General features: G+C 63.2%; 9 protein-coding genes. 7 read left to right on the top strand and 2 right to left on the bottom strand.

All coding sequences use genetic code 11. The annotated features are described in order from the left end of the window. The first annotated feature begins 98 nt into the window (after positions 1-98). From NUH87_RS17580 to NUH87_RS17570, 3 genes are all read left to right on the top strand, one after another. Positions 99-1,091: an AraC family transcriptional regulator gene (locus NUH87_RS17580; RefSeq protein WP_338522045.1), complete on the top strand. Its 993-nt coding sequence runs from the start codon at positions 99-101 to the stop codon at positions 1,089-1,091. Positions 1,092-1,284: 193 nt separating this feature from the next. Then, positions 1,285-2,316 (top strand): histone deacetylase family protein, encoded by a 1,032-nt coding sequence (locus NUH87_RS17575; protein WP_040071798.1) that lies wholly within the window; start codon positions 1,285-1,287, stop codon positions 2,314-2,316. Positions 2,317-2,328: 12 nt separating this feature from the next. Next, a complete protein-coding gene (locus NUH87_RS17570; RefSeq protein ID WP_040071799.1) occupies positions 2,329-3,429 on the top strand; it encodes a polyamine ABC transporter substrate-binding protein in 1,101 nt (366 codons plus the stop codon). Between the two features lie 148 nt (positions 3,430-3,577). On the opposite strand, the gene NUH87_RS17565 is transcribed toward NUH87_RS17570, so the two are convergent. After that, entirely contained in the window at positions 3,578-6,928 is a 3,351-nt protein-coding gene (locus NUH87_RS17565; RefSeq protein WP_338522044.1) for a dermonecrotic toxin domain-containing protein, read from the bottom strand. Positions 6,929-7,014: 86 nt separating this feature from the next. After that, positions 7,015-8,565, bottom strand: coding sequence for a PLP-dependent aminotransferase family protein (locus NUH87_RS17560; protein WP_338522043.1), 1,551 nt, complete (start codon positions 8,563-8,565; stop codon positions 7,015-7,017). Positions 8,566-8,655: 90 nt separating this feature from the next. On the opposite strand from NUH87_RS17560, the gene NUH87_RS17555 reads away from it, so the two are divergent. The 4 genes from NUH87_RS17555 to NUH87_RS17540 all read left to right on the top strand — a co-directional run bounded on the left by NUH87_RS17555 (position 8,656) and on the right by NUH87_RS17540 (position 12,721). After that, positions 8,656-9,279, top strand: coding sequence for an FMN-binding negative transcriptional regulator (locus NUH87_RS17555; RefSeq protein WP_338522042.1), 624 nt, complete (start codon positions 8,656-8,658; stop codon positions 9,277-9,279). Between the two features lie 10 nt (positions 9,280-9,289). Next, positions 9,290-9,736, top strand: a complete 447-nt coding sequence (locus tag NUH87_RS17550; protein ID WP_338522041.1) for a GNAT family N-acetyltransferase — start codon at positions 9,290-9,292, stop codon at positions 9,734-9,736. A gap of 17 nt (positions 9,737-9,753) precedes the next feature. Continuing rightward, a complete protein-coding gene (locus NUH87_RS17545) occupies positions 9,754-10,425 on the top strand; it encodes a GNAT family protein (RefSeq protein WP_338522040.1) in 672 nt (223 codons plus the stop codon). Positions 10,426-10,633: 208 nt separating this feature from the next. After that, complete coding sequence (locus tag NUH87_RS17540) at positions 10,634-12,721, top strand: autotransporter domain-containing protein (RefSeq protein ID WP_338522039.1); 2,088 nt, start codon at positions 10,634-10,636, stop codon at positions 12,719-12,721. Positions 12,722-12,769: the final 48 nt, after the last annotated feature.

The following is a 12,769-nucleotide window of genomic DNA, read 5'->3' as shown; positions in this document are numbered from 1 at the left end:
CCGGCAAGCCAACTCCCACAGGGTTAGGCGGTGCAGCCAACCCGGTGAACGGCACACAACTTGCTCGATTCCCGCCACGCCAAAAGCCGGAACCGAGCATGCTCCACTCCCACCTCACCACCCTCAACGCCGTCTCCCTGGTGCTCAACACCTTCCGCGACAAGGGCGTTGCCAGCGAGGCACTGCTGGCCGGCAGCGGTATCAGCGCCGCCGACCTGAGCCGCGCCGACACCCGCATCACCACCAACCAGGAGATGCAGGTGTGCGCCAATGCCGTGGCCCTGCGCCGGGAAATCGGCCTGGAGCTGGGCCGACGCATGCATGTCTCGGCCTACGGCATACTCGGCTATGCCCTGCTCACCAGTGCCACCTTTGGTGACGCCTTGCGCCTGGCCCTGCACTATCCGGCGCTATTGGGAACACTCTTCGAACTGAGCCTGGAAACCGATGGCGAACGTATCTGGTTCAGCGCCGCGGATTATCGGGAAAACCCGCAGTTGGCGGTGTTCAACACCGAGCTGTGCCTGGCTTCGTTGAAAGTCATCTGCGACGACCTGCTCGGCCATCCGCTGCCGTTGCTGGAGGCACGCTTCGAATACGCGGCGCCGGACTACCAAGCCGACTACAACGACAGCTTCAACTGCCCGCTGCAATTCTCGGCCAGCAGCAACGCGTTCGCCTTCGACCGACGCTGGCTGGAGCACCCCCTGCCCCTGGCGGACGCCATTACCCACCAGGCCATGGCCGAGCGTTGCCGCAAGCACAACCTGGAGTTCACCGGCCGCCAGGTCTGGCTCGGGCGTATCCGCCACTTGCTCGCCGCACAACTGCACACCGCGCCGGGCCTGGAGGGCCTGGCCGAGCAGATGAAGTGTTCGGCGCGCACCCTGCGCCGACACCTCAACGACCTCGGCTGCAGCTATCAGGAACTGCTCGACGAGCTGCGCTTCGAGCGCGCCAAGCAATTGCTCGGGGAAGCCCGGCTACCGATTCACCGCATCGCCGATGAGCTGGGCTTCAGCGAAACCGCCAGCTTCCGTCATGCCTTCGTGCGCTGGAGCGGGGTCAGCCCGAGCCAGTTCCGTCCCTGAATCGAAAAACCCACGCCAACACAGCCCCCGCCCCCCTGTTGCGCCCCCAAAGAACGCCGTCATGTGCTGCCCAGGGGCGAAATCAGGACACATCTTTTGGCCATATCGATCCCCTTTTGGCCGCTCCCGTCATTCTCCCAAAGACGCCAGGCATTAAGAATGAAGCCACGTCCACGCTATCGGAGAACAATAAATGCTGACGGTCTACTCAGACGATCACCACCTGCACCACGGCCGCTGCGAGCTGATCGACGGGCAACTGATGCCCTGCTTCGAAATGCCTTCGCGCGCCGACCACGTGCTGGCCCGCGTGCAACAGCAGAGCCTGGGCCCGGTGCGCAAGCCCGAGGACTTCGGCCTGGAGCCGATCCGCCGCGTTCACGACGAGGCCTACCTGGACTTCTTCAAGGGCGCCTGGGACCGCTGGGCCGAACAAGGCCGTGACGGCGACCTGCTGCCCTTCACCTGGCCGGCCCGCACCCTGCGCCAAGTGATCCCGAAGAGCCTGCACGGTGAACTCGGCTACTACAGCTTCGACGGCGGCGCGCCGATCACCGCCGGCACCTGGCAGGCGGCCTACAGCGCGGCCCAGGTCGCCCTCACCGCCCAGGCTGAGATCCAGCGCGGCGCGCGCGGCGCCTTCGCCCTCTGCCGACCGCCGGGACACCACGCCGCCAGCGACCTGATGGGCGGTTACTGCTACCTGAACAACGCCGCCATCGCCGCCCAGGCGTTCCTCGACCAAGGCCATGAAAAGGTCGCGATCCTCGACGTCGATTACCACCACGGCAACGGTACCCAATCGATTTTCTACGGGCGCAGCGATGTGCTGTTCACCTCGATCCACGGCCACCCGGAAGCCGAGTTCCCGTTCTTCCTCGGTTATGCCGACGAGCTCGGCGAAGGCGCCGGCGAAGGCTTCAACTTCAACTATCCGCTGGCCGCCGGCAGTGCCTGGGAGCAATGGAGCGCGGCGCTGGAACAGGCCTGCGGCGAGATCGAACGCTACGCGCCCGACGTGCTGGTGATTTCCCTGGGCGTGGACACCTTCAAGGACGATCCGATTTCCCGGTTCAAGCTCGACAGCCCGGACTACCTGCGCATGGGCGAACGCATCGCCCGCCTGGGCAAGCCGACGCTGTTCGTGATGGAAGGCGGCTACGCGGTGGAAGAAATCGGCATCAATGCCGTGAACGTACTCGAAGGTTTCCAATACGCTCAATGAGGAACTAGAACAATGAACAAGCTCAAGCGTCTGATTGCCCCGGCCCTGTGCGCCGCCGTGCTCAGCGGCGGCGCCCACGCCGAGGAACGCACCCTGCGGGTCTACAACTGGTTCGACTACATCACCCCCAAGGCCCTCGATGACTTCAAGGCCCAGAACACCCAGGTCAAGCTGGTCTACGACATCTTCGACACCAACGAGGCCCTGGAAGCCAAGCTGCTCACCGGCAACTCCGGCTATGACACGGTGGTGCCGTCCAACGTGTTCCTCGCCAAGCAGATCGAAGCCGGCGTGTTCCAGCCGCTGGACCGCAGCAAGCTGCCGAACTGGAACCACCTCGATCCCAAGCTGATGAAACTGCTCGAGGCCAACGACCCGGGCAACCAGTTCGCGGTGCCCTACATGTACGGCACCATCCTGATCGGTTTCAACCCGGACAAGGTCAAGGCGGTGCTGGGTGACCAGGCGCCGGTGGACAGCTGGGACCTGATCTTCAAGGAAGAGAACATCAGCAAGCTCAAGCAGTGCGGCGTCGCCCTGCTCGATTCGCCGTCGGAGATCCTGCCGCTGGCCTTGCAGCACCTGGGCCTGAACCCCAACAGCAACAACCCGAAGGATTATGAAAAAGCCGAGGCGTTGTTGCTGAAGGTTCGTCCGTACATCACCTATTTCCACTCGTCCAAGTACATGGCGGACATCGCCAACGGTGACATCTGCGTGGCCGTCGGTTATTCCGGCAGCTTCTCCCAGGCCGCCAACCGCGCCAAGGAAGCCAAGAACGGTGTGGTGGTGGACATGCGCCTGCCCAAGGAAGGCGCGCCGATCTGGTTCGACATGCTGGCGATCCCCAAGGGGGCGAAGGACACCCAGGACGCCTACACCTTTATCAACTACCTGCTGCAACCCCAGGTGATCGCGCCGATCAGCGACTTCGTCGGCTATCCGAACCCGAACAAGGACGCCACCGAAAAGGTCGATCCGGCGATCCGCAACAACCCCAACCTGTACCCGACCGAGGCGGCGATGAAGACGCTCTACACCTTGCAGCCGCTGGACCAGAAAGCCGAACGGGCACGCACGCGGGCCTGGACCAAGATCAAGTCCGGGACCTGAGTGTTGCCCCTGCCTCCCTGTAGGAGCAGCCGGTCGACGCTCGATTGCTCGCGATGGACGTCAACGATAACGCGGGAAGCCTGATACCCCGCGGTGTCCCGGCTACCATCGCGAGCAAGCTCGCTCCTACAGGGGACAGGAACAGCCTTCAGCCACTCGACGACAGGAACAACGCCTGCGCCGCCCTGGCGTTGATCGGCCCGCGCCAGATGGGCGCGACTTTCCCGCCCGCAGTCGCCTGGGCGATCTGAAAGCTGAGCCCCAGATAACGTTGCGCGCGGGTCTTGAGGTGAGCTTTGGAATAGTTGGTTGCTGACGTGGTCGCCGTCGGGTAATGGAAGTGCGCGAACCACAACAGCTCGCCCTGCCTGTCGCGAATGCCGTACTCCTCAAGAAAGTCGGTGCCCTTGCCATGGGAGATATCCCGACGCTCACCCAGCTTGCGGATCGTGATCTGCTCTTGCTCCTTCAGGAACTCAACAGCGGCAACGCTCGGCAAGCCTTTCTTGGTCAAGCCGATTCGCAGACTCAGGCCCTTGTCAGCCAAGGTGTTTGCTGCCCGCTCCAGCTCGGAAATCAGATACCGGGGTTGCTGTGCGAGCCCTCGGGTCAAGTCCCGCAACTCCCTCATGGCCTCTTCAAAAGGCTGCGCCTTCATCACGAGTATGTCCTCGATGTCACGCGGGGCTTGTACACTGTTCGCACTTCGTTCGGCGTCCGCCAGCAGCCCAGGCAAGCTGGCCAACAGATCACGGGCCTTCTTCTCCAGCGACTTCAGCTTCTTCGCGGCGCGCACACTCAACTCCCCCGCACCGCCCAGCAGGCGCAGGCCACGATCCAACTGCCAGCGCCCCGCGCCGTCATTTTTCAACCAGGGGCCCTGTAACGCCGGGTGGCTGTTATCGATGATCACCACCCCATCGAGTTTGCGCGACACCCGAAACCAGGCGTCGTCGACCTGGGCATAGAGCAGGTCGCCACGCTGATACAGGCCTTGCCACTCCCCCGAAACCAGCAAGGTGCCGGGCGCCTCGGACAGCGACAGCTTGAACATCTCGAGTCGGACCAGTTCCGAGGCGGTGAAGTGACGTCCCGGACGGGTCCAGGCAAAGACCAACCGGCTCGCCGCACTGGCGACAGGCTCCTGGATCACGGCGTTGCTGATGATCGGCCTTGGGTCCACAACCCCGGCTTTCCCGAGCAGCGGCCGACGGTGATACACCAGCACGACCGCCAGGTTCAGCAAGACGTCGGCGAACGCCGCCCAGGGGTGGGACGCCTGTGGATCGGCAAAGGTCTTGAGGCTGGAGAGCAATTGCACGAGCCAGCCGAAATTCGCCAGAGGGCCGGGCAACAGGGGCTGCAACAGGCCGAACAACGCCCAGCCCAGATCGACGAAGCGGTTCCAGCGATCTTCGGCATTGGACACGGAGTCCGCCTCGGCCTGCGCGATCAGCGCCTCGACGCCGGCGGCGAACAGCGCCGCGCAAAACGACCCGGACAGCAGCGTGCTATCCAGCGCAGCCGACTCAGGGGTGTCCGGGATGTTCCAAGCGGAGTCGGTCACCCTGATCAGGTGCGGCTCCTTGAATCCGCCATGGTCATAGGTGGAACGCCTTGCGCTTTCCAGGCCATCGAGGACCGATTGCTGCAAGGGCCCCTCCTGCTGGATGGCCGTCAACAAGCCGGCCCATGATGGAAACTCAAGCAGGAGCTCCCTGGCGCCGGGGCGGCACAGCACCTGCGGGCCCTGGTCCGTCGCCTGCGGGCCGATCACAAACATGTTGCGCACCCGGTCCGCCGTGGCATTCGGGTGCGCCAGGAAGGCCAGCGGCCTGACCACGATAGACTGTCCCAGGACCGTTTGAACGCCGCCATCCTGCGTCACCACCGCATCGACATAACGCCGGGCGGGCTCGCTCAGTTGCCGGTCGAGCCGCAGCTCCAGCGCCAGCATCGGCAGCAGGACACGCAGGTAGTCGGTAAACAGCCCCTCTTGCCGGGCCCGCTCGACCCGGTCGTGCTGCAATTTCTGCCCGAGCAACTCAGGGTAGGTCCTGCCGATATCGGCGTCGCTCACCGCCGTGCGCAGCGCGTCATAGGTCATCCAGGAAGGCGGCGTCTGGCCTTTGTAATGAACCTGCGCCGATGCACCAAGAGGAAAGGCCTCAAGGTTCTTCAGCGCCATGGCGACATAATCCTGGGCCGCTGACTCATAGCGAGCGTCAAGAGCACTGTCGACCATTTCCGCTGGACTGTTCGCCACACGCATCAAGGTCACGCTGATGTCGCTAGCCGACACGCTCTCGGCCTGTGGATATTTCGCCTGCAGACTCGCCTGCAACGACTGCCCGGCAAAGGTACGGATATCCGGAATGCCATCGAGAAACGCCTTGCCGGTGTGCTGCCGATGCACCGCCGCGAGCGCCGCCACGTAACGACCATAGCGCGTGCGATCCGACGGCGACGCAGTGCGCAACCGCTCGGGAAGCAAGTCACGCAGGCGACCCAGTTTCGCCTCGTGGCCGGAACGAAAGGCACCGAACAAGACCTGCAAACCGGTCAGCTCATGCAGGTGCTGCTCGAGGGCCGCCGGGGTGCGATAGTCACTCGGGCTGATCGCGTCAATGGCCTCCAACTGTCGTACCAGCAGGGTCACGGTCAGGGCGTCGAAGATGTGATGATCCGGCGAATAGCACCTGAACTCCGAGTCCTGGCCGCTCAATGTCAGCCCCAGGGAATCTTCAAGCGCTCGCGTGGAATCGAACGCTTCGATCCCACCGAACAGTGTGTAAAGCAAGACGATCTGGCGCTCGCCGACCCAGCGGCTCATGACCAGTGCCTGGACGTGCAAGGGCTCGGGATCCTTGACGCGGGTATCGATGATGGGGATATAGGCCTGCGCGCAATCACTGCCGAACCTGGCCCGGCGCGCCCGCAGGTCGGGATAGTCGAGCACCGCCTCCACGGTGGCCAATTCGTCGCCCGACAACGCCGCGCACGCCAGGCGCAATTGCGCCGCGAAGAACTCGGAAAGTCGCTGCCAGGGCACGACATCCTGCGCCAACGGCGAGCTCCAGAAGTCGACCAGGCCCTGTTTGTACGCCTCCAGCAACAACGGCGCCCACTCGCTCAGGAGCGTATCGACCGCCGCAACACTCAGGGACAGCTTCTGCGGATGCTCCGCGCCCGGGTAGAGCGTCAGGTAGCTGCCGGCCGGATGAGTCAGTTTTTCTTCGCCCAGGAAGCGCTCGATCAACAGGTGCGCCAGGGTCAGGACCCGGTACTCCACCTCGTCCTTGCGCGGTTCCGGCTCGATGAGCGCGGCATGGGCAAGCTGCGCTCCCAGCGACGGGTATTGGTCTTCCAGCATGTCGCGGACAAGGCCAGGCGCCACGCTTTCGAGGGTCGGTCGTGCGGCGAAATAATCACTGAGGGTGTAGACCCTCTCAGCCTGTTCGCTTTCGCTCAAGGTCGCGCGAGCAAGGGGGGACGTCATGTCTATTCATCCTGGTTTCGGGTTCCGGGAATAAATAAACATCGACCGCGCGATGGCCTGCGGTAACCGGCTAATACCCTCCGCGACTACCGCTTCCAGACCGTACGCAAGCGCGTCAGCGCCGACTCGATATCCGCCTCCGGCACCGCGGCAAACCCCAGGACCAAGCCGGCGCGCTGGTCTTCCGGGGGCTCGGGTTGGGTGATCCAGTAGCTGCTCAAGGGACTGATTTCGACCCCGACGCGCTCTGCCAGGGCGATCAACTCCCGCTCCCGCGCCAGGTTCGCCACGGGCACCGTCAGGTGCAGGCCCGCGGCAACCACCGGCAGACTGCCGCAGCCCGGGATATCCGCCGGCCAATGGGCCAACAAGGCATTGCGCCGACTGAGGGCGGCTCGGCGCATGCGCCGGATATGCCGCTGGAAATGCCCGGCGGCCATGAACTCGGCCATCACCGCCTGGGTACTGACTTCCGAGTGGCGCATATCCAGGGCACGGCGCTGGGAAAAGGCCTCGACCAAGGTCGGCGGCAGCACCAGATAACCCAGGCGCAACGCCGGAAAGGCGATCTTGCCGAAGGTGCCGACATACAGCACCCGGCCCTGCCGATCCAACGCCGCCAAGGGGGCCAGTGGCGCACCGCTGTAACGGTACTCGCCGTCGTAGTCGTCCTCGACGATCCAGCCGCCGGTGCGCTCGGCCCAGGCTAGCAGTTCCAGGCGCCGCGCCAGGCTCATGATCACGCCGGTGGGGTATTGATGGGACGGGGTCACATAGGCCAACCGACAGTCCGGCAATTGCGCCAGTGCGGTGCAGTCCAGCCCTTCATTGTCCACCGCCACGCCATGCAGCCTGGCCCCCGCCACCGCGAAGGCCAGGCGGGCTGCCCGGTACCCGGGGTTCTCCACCGCCACGCCATCGCCCGGGTCCACCAGCAACTGTGCACAAAGGCTGATGCCCTGCTGTGCGCCACTGGTGATCACAATTTGTTCAGCCGTGCAGGACAGGCCCCGGGAGCTGCGCAAGTAAGCCGCGATCAGGCCGCGCAAGCGCTCGTCCCCCGCCGAATCGCCGTAACACAGTTGCTGCAAGTCCGGTTTGCGCCAGAAAGCCGCCTGCAGCTTGGCCCAAACGTCAAAGGGAAACAGATCGAACGCCGGCACCCCCACCCGAAAAGCCCGTGGCGGACCGCTCGGCGGCTTGTGCAGCGGGTTGTTCTCGATCCGCTCCAAGGCCAGATTGTGGATAACTTCACTGGATGTAACCCCAGCGGTTTCGCTCGATTTTGTGGATAACCCTGTGGGTAAGCCTGTTGAAAACCCTGTGGATACTTTTGTGGACAACTTTTTGATCGGCAGGGCTTTTTCCGGCAGTTGCGCAACATAGGTGCCGTCACCGATCCGGCCCTCGATAAAGCCCTCGGCGTACAGCTGGTCATAGGCCCGCACCACGCTGTTGCGGGAAATCGCCAGGGCGCAGGCCAGGTCGCGACTGGCCGGCAGGCGGCTGCCACTGGCCAGGCGTCCGTCCAGCACCCGCAGGCGCAGGGCCTGGTAAAGCTGGCGGCTGAGTCCCTTGGCCGGGTCCAGATGGATCCCGGCAGGATCGAACGGCAGGGGCAACGATGGATGGGGCATGGCATTGGACCTATGAAAATCGCTGGCAATGGCTCTTACAACCAACCAATAGCCTGCCTAGGATGGAGCCATTCGCCAAGGAAAATTTCCATGTACACACCCAGTGCCTTTTCCGAACAAGACCCGCTCACCCTGCAGCAACATATCCAGGACACCCGCCTGGCGACGCTGGTCACCCATGGCAAGCTCGGCCTGCAAGCCATCCACGTGCCCCTGTTGTTCAGCCCCGAGCAAGGTCCCAACGGTACGCTCTACGGCCATCTGGCCCGGGCCAATCCACAGTGGCAGGAACTGGCCGAGGGCGGCGAAGTCCTGGTGATCTTCCCGGGTGCCGATGCCTATGTCAGCCCGTCCTTCTATGCCAGCAAGGCCGAGCACGGCAAGGTCGTGCCGACCTGGAACTACGTGGCCGTGCATGCCTACGGCCAGGCCGAGGTGTTCGACGATCCCCATCGCCTGCGCCACCTGGTCAGCGCCCTGACCGACCGGCATGAGGCGGGCCGAGCCAAACCCTGGAAGGTCGACGACGCCCCCGCGCCCTACATCGACAGCATGCTCAAGGCCATCGTCGGCTTTGCCCTGCCGATCCAACGCCTGGAAGGCAAGCGCAAGCTCAGCCAGAACCGCAGCGCCGCCGACATCGCCGGCGTGCAACAAGGGCTGGCGGCCAGCGCCGACAGCCAGGATCAAGCCCTCGCCCAACTGATGCGCTAAGGAGTCCCCCATGAGTTCCATCGAAATCCGTCCGGTTACCGCTGCCGACCAGGCTGTTTGGCGACCGCTGTGGCAGGCCTACCTGAAGTTCTACGACACCGAGCTGCCGGACAGCATCTACCAGTCGACCTGGCAGCGCTTTCTCGACCCGGCCGAACCCACCAACGCCGCCCTCGCCTGGCAGGACGGCAAGGCGGTGGGCGTGGTGCATTTCATCTACCATCGGTCGAACTGGAGCATTCAGAACGCCTGCTACCTGCAGGACCTGTTCGTGACGCCCGGCCTGCGCGGGACAGGTGTTGGACGGCTGCTGATCGAGCACGTCTACGCCACGGCGGCCCAGGCCGGTTGCAATCGAGTCCACTGGCTGACCCACGAGACCAACGCCACGGCCATCCAACTGTACGAACGGATTGCCGAGCGCCCCGGTTTCATTCAATTTCGCCAAGCGTTGTAAGCGTTGAGGAAAGCGTCATGTCGACATCCCTAGCAAACTGGAAAGGCGCGCCGGCACCTTCGGCACAGCGTCTGGAGGGGCGTTTCATCGTCCTGGAAAAGCTCGATCCGGCCCGTCATGGCGACGATCTCTGGCAGGCCCTGACGGGCCCCGGCGCCGATCCCAAACTCTGGGACTACCTGCCTTACGGTCCGTTTCTGGAGCGCAGTGCCTTCAACGACTGGCTGAGCAACCACGCGGCCAATAGCGATCCGTATTTCTTCAGCGTGGTCGACAAGGCCAGCGGTGAAGTCCAGGGCATCCTCAGCCTGATGTCGATCGTCCCGGCCCAGGGCCGTATCGAGATCGGCCACGTCACCTTCGGCGCGCCGATGCAGCGCTCGCCCAAGAGCACCGAGGCGGTCTACCTGCTGGCAAAAGAAGCTTTCGCCATGGGTTACCGGCGCCTGGAATGGAAGTGCAACAACGACAACGCCCGCTCGCGTACGGCGGCCGAACGTTTGGGCTTCAGCTTCGAGGGGGTGTTCCGCCAGCACATGGTGGTCAAGGGCAGGAACCGCGACACGGCTTGGTACAGCATCCTCGACTCGGAATGGCCGGCGGTGAATGCCGGGTTCGAGCGCTGGTTGTCGGAAGAGAACCTGAGTGCGGCAGGGCAAATCAAGTCCCTGGTCGAGTGCCGGGGTTAACCCGGACAGCCTGAAAGCACAGCGCCCCTCGACCTGAAAATACGGTGGCTGACGCCTCGGCCACCGTAAGACCACGCAGTCACAAAGACGTCTCTAATCGTCGCTAAACCAGCGACATATCTCGCAAAAAACGGGTAAAAAGCCCGACATTTATCGATTACATGGATAGATACATTTCGGCCTCAATTTTCCAGGAGGTCGAAATTCCATGCCAACAACCCTTCATCGACTCGCCATATCAGTCGCACTGGCGTCCAGCGTTATTGCCGGTCAACAGGCACAAGCCTATCCACAAACGCCAATATACAGCCGGCCTATCGACCCGAATGCTACCTATGTCGGAACAACCCCAGAGGGCGGCACTGTATGGAATGTTCCCATTGCTCCCGGTCAACAGCCACCGCGCGCTCAGGTGACACCGGAGCCCCGGCCTACCGTCACGAGCACCGGTATTGTCGAAACCAATCGGAACAACATCGCCGCCAACACGGCCGCTCACCAAACCAACACCAGCAACATCGCTGACCACGAAATCAGGATCACTGCCAACACTAACGCGATCAAAACCAACGCCGGTGGCATCGCAACCAACACGGCTGCTACCCAAACCAACGCCAGCAACATCGCAACCAATACGGCCGCGACCAAAGCCAACGCCAGCGACATCGCAACCAACACGACTGCGACCAAAACCAACGCCAGCAGCATCGCAACCAACACGGCCGCGACCAAAACCAACGCCAGCAACATCGCAACCAATACGGCCGCGACCAAAGCCAACACCAGCGACATCGCAACCAACACGGCTGCTATCCAAACCAACGCCAGCAACATCGCAACCAATACGGCCGCGACCAAAACCAACGCCAGCGACATCGCAACCAACACGGCCGCGACCAAAGCCAACACCAGCGACATCGCAACCAACACGGCTGCTATCCAAACCAATGCCAGCAACATCGCAACCAACACGGCTGCGACCAAAACCAACGCCAGCGACATCGCAACCAACACGGCTGCGACCAAAACCAACGCCAGCGATATCCAAAGAATAGAGGCCGATAATCAAAGAAGAGAGGCCGAGAACCAAGCCTTCCGCCAAGAAATGAGGGAGAGCAATGCCCAACTGGAACAAAAGCTTGTTAACGCTCAAGCCATAAACCAGCCCCAGCAGGATGATCCAAAGGGCGGCCAGGGCGGTAATGTCGGCCAGCCAATCCCAAAACCCTCCCCGCTGCTCACGGCCCTGAAAAACCTGGGCCCGAGTGCAAAAAGAGACGCCCGAGCGCAGCTTTCCGGCGCGGGCAACGCCAACCTGGGTGCCGCCACCCTCAGCGGTGCCAGCCAAGTGGGCAACAGCGCCCTCGCGGCCATGCGCCAGCTCGGCAACGACCCCACGCAACGCCTGCTCGCCGGGCAAAACGGCGCGCCCGGCCAGGTGTCGCTGTCGGGGCGCTCGGAGATCAAGCCCAATGAAAGCCGCCTGTGGGTACAGGCCCTGAACAACGCCAGCGCCTTCGATCAACCGGCCGGACAGAAGGCCTTCGAACAGAACACCCGCGGCCTGGTGATGGGCGTCGACTGGGCCCTGGACAATGAATGGCGCATGGGCCTGCTGGGCGGCAAGTCGCAATCCAAGCACAAAGGCAACCGCTTCGAAGGCGGCCTGGACAGCTGGCATGTCGGCACCTACGCCCTGCACCAGAGCGGGCCGGTGGCCCTGCGCCTTGGCGCGATCCACAGCCAGCATTATGGCAAGACCGAACGCAACGTGGAGTTCAGCGGTTACAAGGACCGTCTCACCGGCAACCACAGCGCCAACAGCCAGCAGGCCTTCGCCGAACTCGGCTACAACCTGGGCAGCGGCAGCCTGAGCGCCGAGCCTTTTGCCAGCCTCGGCTACCAGCGCTACTCGCGCCAGGGTTATACGGAAAAAGGCGGTGAGGCCGCCCTGAAGGCCGACGCCCAGACCCAGAGCAACTTCAGCACCACCCTGGGCCTGCGCACCGCCAGCATCAAGCATATGGACAACAAGATGAGCCTGGCCCCGCGCCTGAGCGCGGGCTGGAAACACCTGTACGGTTCGGTCGACAGCACCAGCACCCAGTCCAACCAGGTCACCGGCGACATCTTCAACACCAAGGGGATCACCCAGGACCGCGACACCCTGGTGGTCGAAGCCGGGCTGGATCTGAACCTGTCGGCCCGGCATTCCATCGGCGTAGCCTACAACGGTGAAGTGGGCAATAGCAGCCGGACCCATGGCGTCATGGGGCAGTGGAAGATGAGTTTTTAATCCCTTGAACCTAAGGACTTATCCCGCCTATCGGAGGTAAAAAGGCCG

This window comes from Pseudomonas batumici, assembly GCF_036585405.1.
Lineage (GTDB): Bacteria > Pseudomonadota > Gammaproteobacteria > Pseudomonadales > Pseudomonadaceae > Aquipseudomonas > Aquipseudomonas batumici.
This window is presented reverse-complemented; position numbering and strand designations above follow the sequence as displayed.